This window comes from Streptomyces sp. NBC_00637 (genome assembly GCF_045161545.1).
GTDB lineage: Bacteria > Actinomycetota > Actinomycetes > Streptomycetales > Streptomycetaceae > Streptomyces.
This window is the reverse complement of sequence record NZ_CP109046.1, coordinates 688861-708053: the sequence shown is the minus strand read 5'-3', so window position 1 is coordinate 708053 and position 19193 is coordinate 688861. Positions and strand designations below refer to the sequence as shown.

The following is a 19193-nucleotide window of genomic DNA, read 5'->3' as shown; positions in this document are numbered from 1 at the left end:
GGCAATTCGGGCTCGGGCGCCTGTCGGCCGCCCACCTGCGCCTATCGGCCGGCTGCCTCGGGGTCGTCGCCGCCGGAGGCGCCCGTGGCACCCGTGACCGCTGTGGCGCCCGTGCCGCCGGTGATGTGCCCTTCCTCCGGCGACTCGTCCCGAGGCCGGGGAGCGGCGGGCGCCGACGGGCGCAGGCCCTTCGTCGTCTCCTTGAACCGCTCCAGGGTCCGGCCCAGCTGCTGGAACGGCGAGCCGCTCTTGCGGACCGGCGCCTGCCGCGGTACCCCGGCCTCGGCGGCCGCCTCGCGGTACGCGGCCAGCGCCTCGTGGGCGTGCTCGGCGGCCTCCCGGTACAGGTCCCGGGACTCCGTCATCGCCTCCAGCGCCTCCTTGTACATCGCCACGAGCTTGCGCTCCCGCGCGAGCTCCTCCTGCGGGGTCAGCAGCTGCCACTCCTCCCGCAGCGCGGTGAGCGCGGCGTCGGCGTCCTCCGGCAGCGGCCTGGGCAGCGTGGCGAAGCGCCGTACGGCGTCCAGCAGCTCGGTGGGATGGGTGCCGTCCAGGAACACGCTGCGCACCGAGTAGTCGGCGGCGTCGTAGTCGGCCGGAGCGGGAGCGCCGGGCAGCACCAGCGCACCGCCGCGCGGCAGCTCCACCCCGGCCTCCTTGAGGGCCCAGTTCACGGTGCGCAGCTGGTGCGGGGCCGCGCGGTGCTCGACGACCCGGTGATGCAGGCCCGGCGGCAGCAGGGGGACGAGCGACCGCCGGCCGCGCTCGTCGGGGGTCATGGCCTCGTGCACGAGGAGGTGGACGGTCCAGGTGTCCCGCAGGGCGCCCCGGAGCACGCGCCGCAGCTCCTTCTCGTCCGCCGGGAGCGGATTGGTGGCCAGGAACCGCTCACCGGTGACGGTCTCGTTGCCCCACGGCGTGTCCGCCTCCCAGGACCAGAACATCTCGGCGGGCGACGGCCACCGCTGGTCCCACGGCCGCTCGGCCTCCGCCGTCAGCGTCCATTCCTGGCCCGGGCCCGCCCACTCGGCGAGCCTCAGCCGGGCACGGACGGTCACCTCCTCCGCGACCAGCCACCGGGCCTCGAAGGCCGTCTCCCCCTCGGGGGTGTCGGTGTCGGGCAGCTCCGTGAAGTCCTGGACGGTCTCGGCGTCCTTGAGCGCCTGAAGATGCCTGCGCAGGACGTCCGGAGCGGCGGGGCCGGTGTGACGGCCACGGGTCTGCCACACCGTGGAGGGCGTCGTGGGCAAAACGGTCGCGGAGATGAGTGTGAGTCCATTCGTGAGGGCGGTGACGACGTGGCGACGGCGTGCGAAGGCCAGTATCACTCGCCGCGGGGGGTGCGCGATCAAGCGGGTCGGTGGCGCGGCCGCCCGGAGGCGTCCCGCCGGCATGCCCCTTCCCCGGTGCGACACCGGTCACGCGTCCGGATCCGGCCTCCGCGCCGAGGACCGGTGCGGGGGTGTGCGCCACTCGTACGGGGTGTGCGCCGTTCACCACGGTCGACGCCTCCGCACCCGTGGGCCCGCCGGTCCCCAGGCCCGAGAATCGGAACCGGTGGACAGGGCTCGCCCACCATCCGCACAGGGGTGAGCCCTGTCCTTCACGACGTCGCCGGGAAGGCCCGCGGCGCCGGGGCCCGGGGGAAACCCGGGCCGCCGGCTCATCCGGCGCGGAGGGCCCCGCGTTCCGCCCGGGCGCGCAGCGGGAGTGATCCGCCCCTTGCGACCCCCGCGGTGAGCAGGGCGAAGCCCAGGGCGAAGCCGAGCATGGTCCACACGCCCCGGGGCCAGAAGATGTGGCTGTCCCTGAAGGACCAGCCGGCCACCAGAAGCACCACGGTTCCGGGCAGGACCCGGGCGCCGTGCTCCGGGTAGAGGGCGACCGCCGTGGCCACGACGGCGACGACGAGGGCGTAGGCGCCGACCTGCCCGAGCGACTCGCCCGTGTCGTAGAGGGGGTACTTGAGCGGGCCGATGCTCGCCGTCCCGGCAGCGTGCTCGACCGCGGTCCCCGCCGCGATGCCGGCCACCGCGTCCAGGCCGGTGTAGAAGGCCGCGTACAGGAACGCGCTCACCCAGGCGACCACCGTGGCCAGGCCGGCGAGGTCCGGTCGGGGGCGGCGCCGGAGAGGGACGAGGAGGCCGACCGTGAGCAGCGGGAAGACCGGCAGCAGTGCGATGTGCAGATGTGTCCAGTCCGCGGCTGTCGCCCTGGACAGGCCGTGCGGGTGGGCGGCGCCCGCCGCGGCCAGCAGAAGGGGCGCAGCGGTGACGAGGGCGATGTTCCGGATGGTCGACACCTCGCGATCGTAGGCGCGTCACGTCACGTGAGGCGGCCGTGTAAGGGCTTCGTAAGATCTTGTGAGTCGGTTCAGCCGCAGCGGCGACCCGAGTTGATGCAGGAGACCGCCTGGTTCATGAGCCGGTCGCTCATGACGTTGATGAAGTCGTTGTGGTCCGTGACGGCGCTGTGCCGCTGTCCCTGGAAACCGTCGACGGCGAAGTCGGGTGCCGCGGGGGCCCTGTAGGTGAGCCGCATGGTCAGCTGCGGGATGGCCCTGAAGCCCCGGGCGCAGTTGCCGCCCGCGTCGGCGAAGGCGACGTGGCTGCGGTGATCGGCGCTGTCGACGTTGCGGCCGTCCCAGCAGCTCTGGAAGGCGAAGCTGCGGACCACCTTGCTGCCGGCGGGACAGATCGGGTACTTGTCGGTGAGCTGCACCCTGTTCTCGAAGCCGGTGCAGCTCCAGTGGGCGTTGGCGTTCTTGGTGCCGTTCGTGAAGGCCTTGGCGTCACCGGTGATGATCCGCAGGAAGCGGGGCATCGCCACGACCTTGCCGGTGGGGCTGCCCTGGTAACTGATCGAGACGGTCGCGGGCACCAGGATGGCTCCCTTGTTGCCCTCGGCCCCACCGCCGAGGGCATGGGCGTCGGGGCCCTGACGGGTGGTGTCCCGCAGGACGGGCCAGTAGTACGCGGACCGGTCGCCGTTGGTGCATGAGGTGCCCTGGGCGCTCAGGGACTCGTTCGTCGAGTTGAAGTCCACCTTCCGGTTGCCCACGTAGTCGTGGACATGGTGTGCCCCGTTGCTGACACCCGGAGCCACGATGTCGTTGTCCGAGTTGTGCTGTCCCTGTTTGTTCACTCCGCACCGGGAGATGAACGCTCCGGTCGAGGCGCCTGCCTGCCGGCGGACCCTGGGCACGTTCGGGGCCACCTTGGTGATGTCGACGAAGTCGGCCGCGGTGGGCCCGTCGTCGCTCCGCTCCGCGGCACCGGACCCGTTTCCCTGCTGTCCGGCGTCGCTTCCCTCGCCTCCGTCGCCCGGTGCGCCGCCCGGGCTCCGGCTCGCGGCCCCGGCCCCGGACGGATCGAGGCCGAGGGTGCAGGCGGCGAGGCCCTCCAGCCCCGAGGGCTTGGCGGCCACCCGCCCGATGGCGATGGCGATCCGTTCGATGGCCGCCGCCCTCTTGCCTTCGAGGGGGCCGAGGATCGCGTTCTGCACGAAGTTCGGGCCTCCCTCCCCACGGGTGTCCACCAGCCGCCGGTCGGCCTGCGCGGTCTGTCGGTCCAACAACTCCAGATTCCGGTCCACTTCGGTTCGCGCCTGCCGGGGAACGGCAGGCAGTGCGCCCTTCACGTCCGGGCAGCTGATCGTCCGGGCGGACCGCGTCGTGGGGGCGGCGGCGGTGACGTCGGACGCGTTCGCGGCGTAGTTCACGGCCACGAGACCGCCGCCCCCTGCCAGCAACGCCGTGACCGCCAGGATGGCGTTGCGGCGGCTTCGGCCGCGCCTGTGATCTGCTCGCATGAGGACTCCCGATTTCACGATGTGGTTCTCGGCTCGGCGGCGACGCGCGTCGCTCGTCGGCCGGGGAGCCCTCAGCCTCACCCAAGTCGGTTCTCCGCAGCCCTTGTCGAGGCCGTGCGTCATGGACACGTAAGAACTGTGCGCGGCGGCCGTGACACCGTCGCGTCGGGTCGGCTTCCCACGTCGGCGGCGGGGGCCGGCGCTACCGCGGCCACCACGGAGCAGGGAAGATCGTCCCTGACCTGTGTGCCCGGCGGATCCTGGAAGGAAGCAACGAGATCATGCACGTCCATGTGGCCCGTGGCCTGACGGAGGTATCCGGATGAACGACGTCGAGGACCCCGTCCTGCTGCACACCGCCGGCCGGGCCGGCCACATCACGCTCAACCGGCCGAGGGCCATCAACGCCCTGAACCACGCGATGGTGCGCCGGATCGACGAGGCGCTGACCGCCTGGGAACGCGACCCGGCCGTCGAGACCGTCGTCCTCTCCGGCGCGGGGGAGCGCGGCCTGTGCGCGGGCGGCGACATCCGCGCCGTGCACGACGACGCCCGCGACGGCGACGGCACCGCGTCGGCCGCCTTCTGGCGCGACGAGTACCGCCTCAACGCGCGCATCGCCCGCTGTCCGAAGCCCTACGTCGCCCTGATGGACGGCATCGTGATGGGCGGCGGTGTCGGCGTCTCGGCGCACGGCGGCTTCCGGGTGGTCACCGAACGGTCGAGGATCGCCATGCCCGAGACCGGCATCGGCTTCGTGCCCGACGTCGGCGGCACCTACCTGCTCGCCCGCGCGCCGGGCGAACTGGGCACCCATCTCGCCCTGACGGGTGCGCAGATCGGCGCGGGGGACGCGGTGTCGTGCGGACTCGCCGACCACTTCGTACCGTCCGCCTCGCTGCGCGACTTGGTCGACGACCTCGCCGACCTGCCCGTACGGGAAGCCCTGAACCGTCATGTACATCCCCTGCCGGAAGGGGAGTTGGCCGGCCGGCGGGAGTGGATCGACTCCTGTTACGCGGCCGGCACCGTCGAGGAGATCGTCCGACGGCTGTTCGCCCACGGCGACCCGGCGGCGAAGGAGACCGCCGAGATTCTGCTGACCAGGTCGCCCACCACGCTCAAGGTCACCCTGGTCGCCCTGCGCCGTGCCCGGCGACTCTGCACGCTGGAGCGGGTGCTGGAGCAGGAGTACCGCGTCTCCTGCGCGGCCCTGACCACACCCGACCTGGTCGAGGGCATCCGCGCCCAGGTCATCGACAAGGACCGCAGGCCGCGTTGGTCGCCGGCCACCCTCGCCGAGGTCACGGAGGCCGACGTGGAGCGCTATTTCACCCCGCTCGGCGAACGTGAACTCCGGCTCGCCGCAACGGACATCACCGGGGAGGCCGCCGGGTGAGCGGAACCGGCGCGGCGGGCGCGACCGGCGTGGTGATCCGGGCCACCCCGCCGTGGAGAGCGGCATCACGGCAGGTGGGGCGGTATTGGCCGACGGCCCGACACGCGGTACCGTCGCTCTGATATCGACGACGGCGAGACGGAAGCCGGTGAGAATCCGGCACGGTCGCGCCACTGTGGACGGTGCATCCCGTAAGGGAGCGCATCGCGAGTCAGACCCGTGGCCGTCGTCATGTGCACCACCGAGATGGGACGCGAACTCCCAGAGGAGGTCTTGCCATGGCGCAGCATGTCGCCCAGCCGACTACCACCACGCCCGTCGTACCGGCCAAGTTGCCGTTGAAGGACATCGCCCCCTGGGCGGTCTTCTTCGGTGTCCTGATGCTCGTTCTGCTCTACTTCGTCGGCGCGGAGCAAGGCGCGACCGCCGTCGTCTCCGGCGAGGACGTTCACGAGTGGGTGCATGACGCACGCCACCTGCTCGGCTTCCCCTGCCACTGACGAGGGGAACCCCAGCACACCCATGAACTCCGCAACGGTAAGAAATCTGCTCGTGCGGGGCATGCTCGCCGGCCTCGCCGCCGGCGTGCTCGCCCTGATCGTCGCCTATTTCCTCGGTGAGCCGAACGTCGACAGCGCGATCGGCTTCGAGGAGTCCCACGCCTCCGCCCACGCACACGAGCACGAGGTCGAACTCGTCTCCCGCAGCCTCCAGTCCACCGCCGGCCTCGCCACCGGTGTGCTGTTCTACGGGGTGGCCTTCGGCGGCATCGCCGCCCTCGCCTTCTGCTTCGCCCTCGGCCGCACAGGCCGCTTCACCCCGCGGGCCACGGCCCTCCTGCTGGCGGGGACCGCCCTGCTCGCCGTGTACGTCGTGCCGTTCCTGAAGTACCCGGCGAACCCGCCCGCGGTCGGCGACGGCGACACCATCGGCAAGCGGACCACGCTCTACTTCCTGATGATGGTGCTCAGCGTGCTCCTCGCGGTGGCGGCGGTGATCGTGGGCAAGCGGCTCGCACCGAAGCTGGGCACCTGGTACGCCACCGTCGTCGCCGTCCTCGGCTTCGTGCTCGTCATCGGGCTCGCCTACGCGTTCCTGCCGGCCGTCGACGAGGTGCCGAGCGACTTCCCGGCGGCCCTGCTGTGGCGGTTCCGCCTGTCCGCCCTCGCCATGCAGGTCACGCTCTGGGGCGGCTTCGGCCTCGTCTTCGGCGAACTGGCCGAACGGCTGCTGCACCCCGCGCCCGCCACGCTGAGCGCGGGCACCCCGGCGGTCGCCCCACGGTGACCTGACCGGCAGAGCGATACGCCGAGGGGGCCCACGGAACCGTCCGGGGGCCCCCTCGCGTTCCCGGGCCAGGAGGGTCGGCGGCGCCCGGACCTGCCCCGCCTGGAACCCGAGGATCCGGTCGCCCTTACGATCGAGTGGGCAGCCAAGGCCCGCGGTCCGCTCGCGGGCACCCACTGGATTCCCGGGAGGGACTGTGATCGCCGTCGTCGGCGCCGGGCTCATGGGCGCGGCCACCGCCTGGCAGCTGGCCCGCAGGGGCCACGAGGTCACGCTCGTCGATGCGTACGACGTGGGCCACCGAAACGGCAGCTCGCACGGCAGTTCGCGGATCTTCCGGCGGGCCTACGCCGACCCCTTCTACGTACGGTTGACCGGACTGGCGCACGAGCGGTGGCGGGAGCTGGAGGACGACGGCTCGACCTCGTTGCTGCGTACGACCGGCGGGCTCGACATGGGCGAGGACCGCGACCCGAAGGCGATCGCGGACCTGCTCGGGGCGGCCGGCGTGCGCCACGAACTCCTCGGCCCGCGAGCCGCCGCGGAACGCTGGCCGTACATCCGTGTCACCGGTCCGGTGCTCCACCACCCGGAGGCGGGCGTGATCAACGCCGACGACACCGTCGCCACCTGCGTACGGCGGGCGATCGCCCACGGGGCGCGGGCCGTGTTCGGCACCCGCGTCATCGGCATCGACGTCCGGGGGAACGCGCGGGTGCGCCTGCGCACCGACGACGGCCGCGAGATCGTCGCCGACACGGTGGTGATCGCGGCCGGTGCCTGGCTGCCCGAAATCGGACTGCCCTTCGCCCTGCCGCCGTTGGCGGTGACCCAGCAGCAGGTCTTCCACTTCCGGCAGCGGGACCCCTCCGTCGAGTGGCCGACCCTGGTCTGGGACGGGGAGCTTCAGCTGTACGGCCTGCCGTCCGGAAGCGACGGGGGCCCGCTGCCCGCGGTCAAGGTCGCCGAGCACGACCGTGGGACCCCGGCCACCGCCCGCACCCGCAGCGGGGTGGCCGACCCGTCGTCGCGGACACGCGTGAGCGGCTTCGTCCGCGACCGCCTCCCGGGCCTCGAACCCGACCCGGTCGCCGAGGCGACCTGTCTCTACACCACCACCCCGGACGAGGACTTCGTCCTGGACCGCCACGGCCCCTTCGTCGTCGTCTCCCCGTGCTCCGGGCACGGCGCGAAGTTCACGCCGCTCATCGGCGCGATGGCCGCCGACCTCGCCACCGGCCGCGTCGAGCCCCTTCCCCGCTTCCGCCTGGGACGCGCGGCCTAGGGCGGTCGGCAGGCGGGGCCGCCTTGACGGTGGCGGAACCGTTGCCCGCGCCCGAGGCGGCCGGGCCGATCGCGTGGGTGCGGAATTGTTCAGGCCTCTCACGTGCTGTTGTATCCACGAAGGCTGGGTCGTCCACGGTGTGCGCGCGAGCAGCGCGAGGGGCCGGGGCGAGAGAGACGGAAGGTGCTGAGATGGCAACGCAGACGCAGAGGGCCGTGCTGGCGGGCGGATGCTTCTGGGGGATGCAGGACTTGATCCGCAGGCTCCCGGGGGTGACGGCGACCCGGGTCGGATACACCGGCGGTGACGTGCCGAACGCCACCTACCGTCACCACGGCACCCACGCGGAGGCCATCGAGATCCTCTTCGACCCCGAGCAGACCGACTACCGCACGCTCCTGGAGTTCTTCTTCCAGATCCACGACCCGAGCACCGCGAACCGCCAGGGCAACGACATCGGCCTCAGCTACCGCTCGGCGATCTACTACGTGGACGACGAGCAGAAGCGGGTCGCCGAGGACACCATCGCGGACGTGGACGCCTCCGGACTGTGGCCGGGCAAGGCCGTCACCGAGGTCGAGCCGGCAGGCCCCTTCTGGGAGGCCGAGCCGGAGCACCAGGACTACCTGGAGCGTTACCCCGACGGCTACACCTGCCACTTCCCGCGCCCGGGATGGCGGCTCCCGGCCCGCACGCAGGGCTGAACCGTCCCGCCGACGGCACCGTCGCTCCACCGTGCCGGAGGCCGATGCCGGGCGGCGTCCATCGGGGACGCCGGCCGGCGCGCCACGCGGCGACGGCACTGAAGGCCGTCGCCGCGTGGCGTGTGCGCGGGCCGGTCAGCGCTTCGTGTAGAGGAGGCCGAGCTTGTCGATCTCGTCGCCGGAGCGTCCGTGGAAGCCGGCGACCTGCCACCCCGACGGCGCGGTGCGCGTCACGCAGTCGGACGTGGTGGTCCCGCCGGCCAGGCTCCTGCCGAGGCTGGTGTCGAACCTGGCGTAGAAGATCCGGGTACGGCCGTCCTTCTGGCCCTGGCACAGCCGGGCGGAGGTGATGTATTCCCCGCTGCCCAGGGTCAGGGACGACAGGGTGCCTCCGGTGCCGCCGTGGGTGAGCACCCGACCGTTGTCGAGCGTCAGGCCGACGCCGTCGACGCGCGAGCCGCCGCGCAGCGAGAGGCCGGTGACCCGGGCGCCGGCCGGCACGGCGTCGATGTCGGTGTAGTAGTCGCCGTGCGGACCGCCGTACTGGTCGCTGAGCTGGAAGTCCGCGTTGCGCGACCAGGAGAAACCGACCGCGATGGGGTCGTGGTCGGACAGCATGAGACCGTCGTCCGTGAGGAACGCGGCGTGTTCGTTGCGGTAGGACGTGGCATCGAGCGACACGAGTTTGCTGCCGCGGTAGAGGACCTTGTCGACGACCTCGCAGGTGTCGGGCACGGTGGGCCCGCTCTGGTCGCAGACGAGGGCGTCGCTGCCCTTGGCCGGCGGGGTGCCGCCGCGGATGAGTTGCACCCAGGCGTCGGTCAGTCCGTTGGCGGCGGCGAACTCGGCGATGGTGTCGCCGGTGCGGGTGTAGCGGGTGTTGGTGTCGCCCATGACGACGACGGCGTTGCCCGCCGAGTGCGTGGTGATGAAGCCCGTCAGCTGAGCGAGGTTGTCGGCGCGCGCGGTCAGGTCGCCGTCGTTGGTGCCCGCGTTGGTGTGCAGGTTGTAGAAGTCGACGTAGACGCCTTCCGCCAGCCGCTCACGCATGAAGGTGAAGCCCTTGGGTGTCAGGCAGTCACCGGAGTCGAACTGGCAGGAGTTCCAGTGCGCCCGCTCGAAGTCGTCGGTGTCGTAGGGGAGTTTGGACAGCGTGTTCAGCCCGCTGCCGATGCCCGCACCCCCGCTGGTGGGCGTGCGGTAGGCGTGCGAGGTGTCCCCGGCGTAGAGATGGGCGTGGTAGTTGAAGTCCTCCTCGACGTGCACGATGTCGTACGGCGCGAGGCGCTGACCGATGGCCGTGGTGCTGGACTCGCGGGGAGTCGACGCGCTGGAGAGGATCTCCGGCAGCCCCGCGACGTTGTAGGTGAGGGCACTGAAGGACCCGGAGACCGGGTCCGCGGCAGCGGCGGGTGAGGCGGTCGCGACGAACCCGCCGCAGGTGACGGCCGCGGCCACGAGGCAGGTGAGAAGACGGCGCATGAGGCGGTACTCCTGTGAAGTGGGGAGGGGCAGCGGGAACTTACCGCCGGTAACGCACTTCTGTCGCCGCCTCTGCCGGGGGAGATCAAAACTTGACCGCGTGGTCTGGTCCAGGACGCGCGGGAGACACCTCGCCGCGGCTCGGCTCGCTCCCGGCCACGTGGGCCGAGCGATCAACGGTGGTTCCGTCCGGCATACTTGCGAGCGCGGAGCCTGCTCACCAGCGGGCGAGCCACGGTCCAGCGCGCGGGTCCGAGCGCTGATGCACACTTCACTTCCGGGGAACAGCCGTCATGAAAAACCTCCAGCCTTCGGACCCGACGTCCATAGGCGGCTATCCGATACTCGGCCGGCTCGGTGCGGGCGGCATGGGGCAGGTGTTCCTGTCCCGGACGGGTTCGGGACGGATGCTCGCGCTCAAGACGATCCGCGACGATCTCAGCTCCGAGCCGGGGTTCGAGGAGCGGTTCGCCCGCGAGATCCGCAACAGTGACCGCGTCCGTTCGCCGTGGACGGTGACCGTCGTGGACTACAGCGCCCCGGGCCAGCACCCGCAGTGGCTGGCCACCGAGTACGTGCCCGCGCCTTCGCTCGCCGACTGGGTCGCGACCCACGGCCCGCTGCCCCGGCCCGCGCTGCTCTCCCTCGCCGCCGAACTGTGCGGCGCCCTGCAGGCCGTCCACCAGGCCGGGCTCGCGCACCGGGACATCAAGCCGGGGAACGTCCTGTTGGCACGCGACCGGCCACGGCTGATCGACTTCGGTGTCGCACGGGCCGCCGACGACAGCCGGCACACCCGCCTCGGCGTCTCCGTGGGGTCCCCCGGCTATCTGGCACCGGACCAGGCCGTCGGCGGGGTCGCCGCCGAACCCGCCGACGTGTTCTCGCTGGCCGCCGCGCTGGTGTATGCCGCGACCGGACACGGCCCCTTCTCGCGAGCGGGCGAACAGATTCCCGCGGCCACCCTGATGTACCGAGTGGTCCACGAGGAACCCGACCTCACCGGCATCCCCACGGAACTGGTGCCGCCGCTCACCGCGTGCCTGGCCAAGGACCCGGCCGCGCGTCCGACGGCGGCCCGGCTGGCCGGATGGCTGGAGGAGAGGGGCGGCCGGCTCGGGCGGTGGCCCGACGAGTGCCCCACCGTCCTCGCCGGAGAGCTGACCGAGACCGAGCACGCGGCGCGCACCCTGGTCGACCTCGCCCAGGACACCACCGCCGCCCCCGCCGGTCAGGCGTTTCCCCTGGCCGCGAGGTCCGACACCCTTCTCACGGTCCCGGCGGCGCCCGGCCGGCGCCGTCGACGCGCGTGGCCGGCGGCCACGGCCGTCGCGGCGGTCGCGGTCGTGGTGGCCGTGGTGGCCGCCGTCCACTTCGGTACACAGCGGTCCTCGGCCGGCTCCTCCTCGGCCGGCTCCTCCTCGTCCGCACAGGGACGGCCGTCCGGCTCCGCCGCCCCGGAGACCGCGGGCGGGACTCCGTCCGCCTCGGCCCAGGAGCCCCAGGAGACGCAGCAGGCCCAGGAGCCCCAGGGGGAGGGCGCGGCAGCCAAGGTCATGACGGCCCCGTTCGAGCTGGCCGCCGGACAGTCCGCGGTGGCCGGGGCCCGGACTCTGATCATGCAGCAGGACGGCAACCTCGTGATCTACGACGAGGGCGGCAAGGCGCGCTGGGCCGCGATGACCAGCGGCGAGGGCAACTCCGCCCGCTTCCAGGCGGACGGCAACCTGGTCGTCTACAACAGCGGCGGGCAGCCTCTGTGGGCCTCACGGACCGGCGGCCACGAAGGAGCGGTCCTGGTGTTCCAGACCGACGGAAACGTCGTGATCACGTCCGGCGGCACGGTCCTCTGGGCGGCGGGAACGAACGGCTGACGGACGCCGGCCGCGAGGAGGGGCCGGTCGCCCCTCTCGCGGCGTCCGCGCCCTGGTCGCTGCCGACGAGCGGTCCGCCCGTGACGGCCGCCGTCCCCGTCCGCACACTTCTAGCGCTTGCTGTCGCCTTCGGGTCGCACACGGTTCTGAAGGCCGCTGTCGCCTTCGGGCCGTTCCTCGATCTTCCGCAGCAGTCCCAGCAACGCCTCGCGCTCCTGCTCCGTCAGCCCCTCGAAGCACTCCGCGAGCACCGACTCGGCCACCTCGTGGCCCGCCTTCAGCACCCGCTCCCCGTCGGAGGTGAGGTGGTGCTCGAAGCGTCGGCCGTGCCCGGGGCGCCGGTCCACCAGTCCCTGTGCCACCAGTCGTCCCGCGAGCGTGCCGAACGCCTGCTCGCTCTGGAACGTCGCCGCCGCCAGTTCCCGAGCGCTGGCGCCCGGGGTGCGGCTGATCGCGCGGAGCGCGTCCCACTGCGCGAGCGTGCTGCCGACGGACGCGAGCCGGCTGTCGAGTGTGCGGTGCTGGCGGTACTGGGCGGCCTTCACGGCCCTTCCGAGGATCTGCAGTTCGACGGGCATGCTGCCAGGCTAGCATCCTGACTAAGCTTGCTTATATAAACATCCTTAGTTACTCCTGCTCATGACTTCGGAACCGACACTCACCACATCCGGCCCCGCGGCCGGCCGCCCCGTCCTCGTCCTGCACGGCGGTGGTGGTCCCGCCACCGTCGCCCCGATCGCCGAGCACTTCGCCGTCACCGCCCCCACCCTGCTCCCTACCCACCCGGGCTGGAACGGCACCCCCCGGCCCGACGGCCTCACCCGCGTGTCCGACCTCGCCGACGCCTACCTCCGCCTCCTGCGCGACCGCCAACTGTCCGACGTCCTGGTCGTCGGCTCCTCGCTCGGCGGCTGGATCGCCGCCGAACTGGCCGCGGCCGACACGCAGGGACTGGTCAGCGGGATCGTTCTGATGGACGCGGTCGGCATCGAGGTCGACGGGGAGCCGATCCGGGACTTCTTCGCGCTCGACGCGCGCGGCGTCGCCGAGCACGCCTACCACGACTCCCAGCGCTTCTACGTCGACCCGGCGACCGTCCCGGCCGAACGACTCGCCGCCTTCCAGGGCAACATGGCGGCCCTGCGCGTCTTCTCCGGCGGCCCCGCCATGAGCGACCCGACCCTCCGTGCCCGCCTCGCGGCCGTCACCGTCCCCACCCTCGTCGTGTGGGGCGAGAGCGACGGCATCGCGACCCCGGCCTACGGCAAGGAGTACGCCGCGTCGTTCCCGAACGCCCGTTACGAAGTGGTCGCCGAGGCGGGGCACTTGCCGCATCTCGAACAGCCGGCGCGCACCTTCGCGCTGCTCGACGACTTCGCCGCGGAGACCGGACGCCACTGAAAGGCCTGGCGAGGGCGCCGGGCCACCGACCCGTCGTGGCCCCGCCGGGCGGAAGGCTCCTGGCCTGCGACGACGCAGGGGGAGTGTCAGGGTTCGGCGGCGACTTCCCCTCACGCGGCATGTTCCAACGGAAAATGCCGGAGCCATCGCTTCCGGTCGCCGCTTTCCGTAGCCTCAGGAGTATCCGAACCACCGCGCGCCGCACCGCACGTGAACCGTCTCAGCCGACAACGCGCCGAAGGGGCAACGGTCATGGCCGTCGAGACCGAGGTTCTGAACGAACTCCGCCGGTTGCGCACCCGTGTGCCGGAGCTGACGGGGGCGCTGGCGGCCGGTGCCGACGGCCTCGTCCTGGCCGAGGACATGCCGGACGTGCAGCCCGAAGGACTGGCCGCGCTCACCGCCGCGGCGCTCGGCGTCGGACGTCGGATGGTCGACCTCGCCGCCCGCGGCGAGTTCCGCGAGCTGCTGGTGCGCGGGGCCGGGGGCTACCTCGCGACGTACGCGGCCGGGCCGACCGCCGTCCTGACCCTGCTCGCCGACGACCGGACGCCCATCGGCCGGCTGCACCTGGAGGGGCGGCGCAGCGGCGCGCGCATCGCCGCACTGCTGGCGGCGCGGTCCATGGACGACGCGCCCGTCGTCCATGGCGGCGGACCGCCGGCTCCGCGGTTCCGCGGCCGGATCCTCGGCGCCCTGCCCGTCCGTATCCCGCCGCAGTCCCGATACGAGTCCTGACGGACCAGGGGCCTGGCGGGCTCTGGTGGGTCCCCGTGGGCGCCGACGAGTTCCGGAGGACTCCGGCGTGGGGTGGAGCGCCTACGATCGGGTCGGCCGTCCGCGTCGTCCGCCGAGTCCGCGCCGTGGTCCGCCGTCCCGTTCCGGGCCCGCACCCGCGCCCGACGAAGGGGCGCTGAACCCGCCGGGTACGAGACGCGGTGGCCCGACCGTCGGCGTCGGCGTCGCCGGTCCGCTCGGAGCCGGGCCCGTGCCCGCCCCCCGGCCTGCCTCCAGGCCCGTGCCCGCGCCCGGTGCCGGATCCGGAAGACGGGGCGGGGGCGGCGCCGCACGGGTCAGTACCCGTGCGTGGGGCAGCAACGGGGCGCAGGCGGCGCAGACTTCGCTGAGGGTCCACACCTGGCCGACCGCCGGATCGTGCCGCAGGACCAGGACGACCGAGCCCGCGCACGCGACCCGGGTGTCCTCGTGCAGCGCGCACCGCTGGCGACGGCACCAGCAGGCGGCGTCGTGATGCACCGCCGCCGCTCTGGCGTGCGCGGCCGCGTGGGCCACGGCGAAACGCCGCACGGCCGCGAGGTCCCGGGAACGCGGCGGCATCACGCAGGCCGAGGAGCAGGTGACCGACGCGGTGCGGTCGCGGTGCCCGACCACACGGATCGTCCAGCAGCGGCCCGGACGGCGGGCCGACGGGGCGTCAGGGTACATAAGAGCCAAAGCACATGTCCTTCGTGGGGGAGGTTGACGAGCGAGTCGGGAGCGGTCCGGGAAGCGTCCCGCACGGCCCGGCGGAAGTGACCTCGCTCACAGCATGCCCGTGGCCCGCGCGGACCATTCACGCTGTGCCCCCTGCGGCCGTCGCACGGCCTGTCGGTCCGGCGCACGGCCTGTCGGTGCGTACCCCTAAGCTCCCTCCATGAGCACAGCGGAACCCCACAGACGCGTCGTCGACGGCCGTTTCGAGCTGGTCGGGCGACTCGGCGGCGGAGGCATGGGCCTGGTGTGGCGGGCCCACGACCTGGCACTGCGCCGGGACGTGGCCGTCAAGGAGGTGCGGCCCCCGGATCCGGACCTCGCCGAGTACGACCCCGAGGGCGCGCGGACGCTGCGCGAGCGCGTCCTGCGGGAGGCCCGCGCGCTGGCCCGCGTCCACCACCCCAACGTCGTGACGATCCACCACATCGTCGACGGCGGCGAGAACACGTACCCGTGGATCGTGATGGAACTGGTCGAGGGGGGCTCCCTCCAGAACCGGCTCGACCGGGGTGTGATGACGCCCGACGAGGCCGCCCGCCTGGGCCGCGAGGTGCTGTCCGCGCTGCGCGCCGCGCACGCCGTGGGCATCGAGCACCGCGACGTGAAACCCGCGAACGTCCTGCTCCGGCCCGACGGGCGACCCGTGCTCACCGACTTCGGTATCGCCGCCGTCCGGGAGTCCGCGAGCCTCACCGCCACCGGCGCCGTCATCGGCTCGCCCGACTTCATGGCGCCGGAACGGGTCAGCGGCAAGGAGGGCGGTCCCGCCGCCGACCTCTGGTCGCTGGGGATGCTGCTGTACGTCGCCGTGGAGGGCCACCATCCGCTGCGCAGGGCCGGCACGCTCGCCACGCTGGCCGCCGTGCTCGGCGAGGACGTGCCCGAGCCGCGCCGGGCCGGACCGCTGACCGACGTCCTCACAGCGCTGCTCGTCCGGGATCCACAGGCGCGCCCCGACGCGGCGGAGGTCGACCGGATGCTCGCGGCCGCGGCCGGGGACGCACCCGGCCCGCCGCGGCCGACGCCGCCGTCGGCCCAGCACGCCCCGCAGACCTCCTACCCTCTCGCCCCGCCCGCGATCACCGACGGCACCCCCGTCCCGCCGCACCTCCCCGTCCCGCCGCTTGCGCCTGCGGCCACCACCGCCCCGACCCGAGGACGCCGTAGCCGTGGCGCGGCCGTCACGGGAGCCGTCCTCGGCACGGCCCTGGCCGGCGTTCTGGTGTGGACGCTGCTCCCGAACACGGACGACGGCGGCACCGGCGACGCGGCCACCCCCACGCCGTCCGTGTCGCGGAGCGCCCGGCAGGCGTCCTCCGGCGGCTCGTCGGACGGCTCGTCGGACGGTTCGGCGGGCGGCTCCTCGGGCGGGGTCGCGGCCGCGGAGAAGGTCGACCTGCTCAGCGAGAAGGGCCTCGAGGCCACCGTGGCGAAGCTGACCGCCGCCACGGGAGGGGCGAAGGTCACCAGCCTCGTGGTGTACGGGGAGTACGCCATCGCCGAAGCCTCCGTCGCCGGCCATCCGAAGCTCTACGACCGGTACACGTACCGGGGCGGCGACGTGGCGGTGAAGGACGGGCCGAGCGGCAGTGTCACGAACGGCGCGATCCCCGTCGACCTGGACGTCTACGACTGGGACGCCGTGCCCGCGCTGCTGGCCAGGGCCACGAAGGTGCTGGGCATCCCCGAGCCGACGAGCCGCTACCTCATGATCAACCCGGGCTCCACCGTCTTCGACAGCGAGCCCACCATGAGCGTCTATCTGTCCGACGACTACGGCAGTGCCTACCTGCGGGCCGACGTGCGAGGCCGGGTGATCCAGACCTACCCGCGCGACGACGGCTGACTCCCGGCCGCCTGTTCGACGGCGCCCTGCCGAGCCGTGCGGGCGATCGAAAGCCGGTGCACGGTCGTCCGCACGGCATCGCGGCCGCACGTCTCAGTGGGGGAAGGCGCGCGGTTGCCGCAGCCGGGGGAGTCCGTCGCGGAACTCCTCGATGCGGGTGCTGATCTGCCGCATCAGGACCGTGCCGTCGAGACGGTCGAGGTAGAGGTTGCGGCGGGCCAGGCCGGGCGCGTCGACGCAGAAGTACAGGGCCATGAGCGGATTGACGAAGAGTTCGCTGTCCTTGGTCCGCTCGGTGAACCGTACGTTGCCGAAGGCGCCGCGTACGGCGGCGACGGAGCCGTTGACGATGCTGGGGTGGTCCGGGGTGCGGGCCTGCGCGTCGGCGACGGCATCCAGATAGAGGGCACCCTCGGGGCTCTGGTGCGACAGCGAGAACGCGCCGAGGTAGGCGCCCTCGCGGTCCAGCGCGGCCAGGTTCTCCAGGACCAGGGAGTGGTTCACCCCGTGGTACGCGTCCACGCCGAAGCCGAGACAGGCCACCAGCCGGTGGGGGACGTCGTCGAGGCCGTGCACGGCGGCCAGGCTGGCCATGTCCTCCTCGGGCGTGCCCAGCCCGTGCTCGTCGCCGCGCATCAGGATGTCGGTCCCGCCGTCCACCAGGACGATCGCGTCCACCCCGCCCAGGTGGTCGAGGAGGGCCCGGTAGGCGTCTCGAAGCGGTTCCACTCCGGTGCGCGGGAAGGCGTACACCGTGGCGGGGAGGTCGTGCCGGTCGAGCCAGCGGACCAGGGTGCGCTCGGGGAAGTAGTCGCCGCGGGTGGGGAGGTCGGGGTGGACGGCCGCGACGTCGGGCTGGAGCCAGACCTCGGTGGGCAGCCCGTGCAGGTCGGCGAAGGAGAGACTGGCCAGATGGACCTCCTTGCCCGCCGAGCGCAGGGCGAGCGCCAGCGGCAGGCCCGCGTACACGTCGAAACCGCCGCCCGCACCGGCGACGAGCACCCGGCGCGCGTCGCGCAGCCGGGTGAAGAGGGCGGGCTCGTGGAGGGAGAACACCCCGGGACGCTAACAGGCGTCGAACACGCGACCCAACAGGATTACGTCAACCGCCCGCGAGCCTGGGCGGGTTGGGGTTCGGCCGACCGGGGCCGTAGCGGCCCGACGTGGCGACCGAACCCCGCGCCCGGGACTACGCGCCGCTCTCCCGCAGCATGTCCTCACGCTCGACGATCTTCACGCGCTCGCGGCCCTGCGGCTCGCCCAGCGCCTTCTCGGCGGCGTCCAGCTTGTACCAGCCCTCCCAGGTGGTGAAGCGGACCTCGCGCTCGGCGAGGAACGCCTCCACGGCGGTCGGCTCGGGCGAGGCGGGCGTGTGCAGCCGGCCGTTCGCGTGGTCGGCCAGCAGGTTCGACACCGTCTCGTTGGCGTCGCCCTTGGTGTGGCCGATGAGGCCGACCGGACCGCGGCGGATCCAGCCCGTGACGTAGGTGGACTGCAGGTGCTCGCCGGACTCCTGTATGACCCGGCCGCCCTCGTCGGGGACCGTGCCCGAGTCGAGGTCCCAGGGCAGCTTGGGGAGCTTGTCGGAGAGGTAGCCGACGGCGCGGTAGATCGCCGTGACGTCCCAGTCCTTGAACTCGCCGGTGCCCTTGACGTTGCCGGTGCCGTCGAGGGCGGTGCGCTCGGTGCGCAGACCGACGACCTTGCCGTCCTCGCCGAGGATCTCGGTGGGCGACTCGAAGAAGTGCAGGAACAGCTTGTGCGGGCGGTCGCCGACGTCGCGGATCGCCCAGTTCTCCAGCGTCTTGGCGACCATGTCGGCCTGCTTGTTGCCGCGCCGCGTGGCGATGGAGCCGTCGTCGTAGTCGATGTCCTCGGGGTCGACGATGACCTCGATGGTGGGGGAGTGGTCGAGCTCCCGCAGCTCCATCGGGGAGAACTTCGCCTGCGCCGGGCCACGGCGGCCGAAGACGTGGATCTCCAGCGCCTTGTTGGCCTTGAGACCCTCGTAGACGTTGGCCGGGATCTCCGTCGGCAGCAGTTCGTCCGCCGTCTTCGCCAGGACGCGGGCCACGTCCAGGGCCACGTTTCCGACACCCAGGACCGCGACCTTCTCGGCCTCCAGCGGCCAGGTGCGCGGTACGTCCGGGTGACCGTCGTACCAGGAGACGAAGTCCGCGGCGCCGTAGGAGCCGTCGAGCTCGATGCCGGGGATCGACATCTCGCGGTCGGCCGTCGCGCCGGTCGAGAAGATCACCGCGTCGTAGAAGGCGCGCAGGTCGTCCAGGCTGATGTCGGTGGGGTAGTCGACGTTGCCGAAGAGGCGGATCTGCGGCTTGTCGAGAACCTGGTGCAGGGCGTTGACGATGCCCTTGATGCGGGGGTGGTCCGGGGCGACGCCGTAGCGGATCAGGCCGAACGGGGCCGGCATGCGCTCGAAGAGGTCGATGGAGACACCCGGGTCGGCGGCCACATCGGACTTGAGCAGCGCGTCGGCGGCGTAGATCCCGGCGGGGCCGGCTCCGACAATGGCTACCCGCAGGGGGCGGGGCATGATCAGGTTCCCTTCGAGTGGCGACAGATCGACTCGGGGGAAGCCTAAACTAAGGCA

At 72.6% G+C, this 19193-nt stretch carries 17 protein-coding genes, 1 pseudogene and 1 riboswitch; of the genes and pseudogenes, 10 read left to right on the top strand and 8 right to left on the bottom strand.

Going from position 1 to position 19193, the window contains the following annotated elements; all coding sequences use genetic code 11:
• Positions 1–41: 41 nt before the first annotated feature.
• From OG440_RS03045 to OG440_RS03035, 3 genes are all read right to left on the bottom strand, one after another.
• Positions 42–1229, bottom strand: a complete 1188-nt coding sequence (locus OG440_RS03045) for a hypothetical protein (RefSeq protein ID WP_406005253.1) — start codon at positions 1227–1229, stop codon at positions 42–44.
• 434 nt (positions 1230–1663) lie between these two features.
• Positions 1664–2302, bottom strand: coding sequence for a hypothetical protein (locus OG440_RS03040; RefSeq protein WP_406005252.1), 639 nt, complete (start codon positions 2300–2302; stop codon positions 1664–1666).
• A gap of 71 nt (positions 2303–2373) precedes the next feature.
• A complete protein-coding gene (locus OG440_RS03035; RefSeq protein ID WP_406005251.1) occupies positions 2374–3810 on the bottom strand; it encodes a DUF1996 domain-containing protein in 1437 nt (478 codons plus the stop codon).
• A 191-nt stretch (positions 3811–4001) separates the two neighbouring features.
• On the opposite strand from OG440_RS03035, the pseudogene OG440_RS03030 reads away from it, so the two are divergent.
• From OG440_RS03030 to msrA, 6 genes and pseudogenes are all read left to right on the top strand, one after another.
• Positions 4002–4136, top strand: a pseudogene (locus tag OG440_RS03030) (acyl-CoA dehydrogenase); the annotation flags it as partial.
• A complete protein-coding gene (locus OG440_RS03025; protein WP_406005250.1) occupies positions 4133–5209 on the top strand; it encodes an enoyl-CoA hydratase/isomerase family protein in 1077 nt (358 codons plus the stop codon). The pseudogene OG440_RS03030 and the gene OG440_RS03025, both read left to right, overlap by 4 nt.
• Positions 5210–5297: 88 nt before the next feature.
• A riboswitch (cobalamin riboswitch) is annotated at positions 5298–5452 on the top strand.
• A 35-nt stretch (positions 5453–5487) separates the two neighbouring features.
• The gene (locus OG440_RS03020; RefSeq protein ID WP_020129103.1) at positions 5488–5709 is read left to right on the top strand and encodes a CbtB-domain containing protein; all 222 of its coding nucleotides are present in this window, start codon (positions 5488–5490) and stop codon (positions 5707–5709) included.
• Positions 5710–5731: 22 nt separating this feature from the next.
• Entirely contained in the window at positions 5732–6496 is a 765-nt protein-coding gene (locus tag OG440_RS03015; RefSeq protein WP_406005249.1) for a CbtA family protein, read from the top strand.
• Between the two features lie 196 nt (positions 6497–6692).
• The gene (locus OG440_RS03010; protein WP_406005248.1) at positions 6693–7781 is read left to right on the top strand and encodes an FAD-dependent oxidoreductase; all 1089 of its coding nucleotides are present in this window, start codon (positions 6693–6695) and stop codon (positions 7779–7781) included.
• Between the two features lie 191 nt (positions 7782–7972).
• Positions 7973–8485: a peptide-methionine (S)-S-oxide reductase MsrA gene (msrA, locus tag OG440_RS03005; RefSeq protein WP_406005247.1), complete on the top strand. Its 513-nt coding sequence runs from the start codon at positions 7973–7975 to the stop codon at positions 8483–8485.
• 135 nt (positions 8486–8620) lie between these two features.
• Here the strand turns inward: msrA and OG440_RS03000 are convergent, their stop codons facing one another.
• A complete protein-coding gene (locus tag OG440_RS03000) occupies positions 8621–9967 on the bottom strand; it encodes a jacalin-like lectin (protein ID WP_406005246.1) in 1347 nt (448 codons plus the stop codon).
• A 293-nt stretch (positions 9968–10260) separates the two neighbouring features.
• On the opposite strand from OG440_RS03000, the gene OG440_RS02995 reads away from it, so the two are divergent.
• Complete coding sequence (locus tag OG440_RS02995; protein ID WP_406005245.1) at positions 10261–11841, top strand: protein kinase domain-containing protein; 1581 nt, start codon at positions 10261–10263, stop codon at positions 11839–11841.
• A 110-nt stretch (positions 11842–11951) separates the two neighbouring features.
• On the opposite strand, the gene OG440_RS02990 is transcribed toward OG440_RS02995, so the two are convergent.
• Positions 11952–12419 carry a MarR family winged helix-turn-helix transcriptional regulator gene (locus OG440_RS02990; RefSeq protein WP_406005244.1) on the bottom strand — a complete coding sequence of 156 codons (468 nt, stop codon included), beginning with the start codon at positions 12417–12419 and terminating at the stop codon, positions 11952–11954.
• Between the two features lie 61 nt (positions 12420–12480).
• Between OG440_RS02990 and OG440_RS02985 the strand changes: the two genes are divergently transcribed.
• Positions 12481–13242 (top strand): alpha/beta fold hydrolase, encoded by a 762-nt coding sequence (locus tag OG440_RS02985; protein WP_406005243.1) that lies wholly within the window; start codon positions 12481–12483, stop codon positions 13240–13242.
• Between the two features lie 252 nt (positions 13243–13494).
• Positions 13495–13980 (top strand): roadblock/LC7 domain-containing protein, encoded by a 486-nt coding sequence (locus OG440_RS02980; RefSeq protein WP_406005242.1) that lies wholly within the window; start codon positions 13495–13497, stop codon positions 13978–13980.
• A gap of 81 nt (positions 13981–14061) precedes the next feature.
• Here OG440_RS02980 and OG440_RS02975 read toward each other — a convergent pair whose 3' ends face one another.
• Positions 14062–14688, bottom strand: coding sequence for a hypothetical protein (locus OG440_RS02975; RefSeq protein WP_406005241.1), 627 nt, complete (start codon positions 14686–14688; stop codon positions 14062–14064).
• 208 nt (positions 14689–14896) lie between these two features.
• Here OG440_RS02975 and OG440_RS02970 point away from each other — a divergent pair, with 208 nt between their 5' ends.
• The gene (locus tag OG440_RS02970; RefSeq protein WP_406005240.1) at positions 14897–16582 is read left to right on the top strand and encodes a serine/threonine-protein kinase; all 1686 of its coding nucleotides are present in this window, start codon (positions 14897–14899) and stop codon (positions 16580–16582) included.
• A gap of 93 nt (positions 16583–16675) precedes the next feature.
• Here OG440_RS02970 and OG440_RS02965 read toward each other — a convergent pair whose 3' ends face one another.
• The gene (locus OG440_RS02965; RefSeq protein ID WP_406005239.1) at positions 16676–17638 is read right to left on the bottom strand and encodes a DUF1152 domain-containing protein; all 963 of its coding nucleotides are present in this window, start codon (positions 17636–17638) and stop codon (positions 16676–16678) included.
• 133 nt (positions 17639–17771) lie between these two features.
• The gene (locus OG440_RS02960; RefSeq protein WP_406005238.1) at positions 17772–19136 is read right to left on the bottom strand and encodes an FAD-dependent oxidoreductase; all 1365 of its coding nucleotides are present in this window, start codon (positions 19134–19136) and stop codon (positions 17772–17774) included.
• Positions 19137–19193 lie beyond the last annotated feature (57 nt).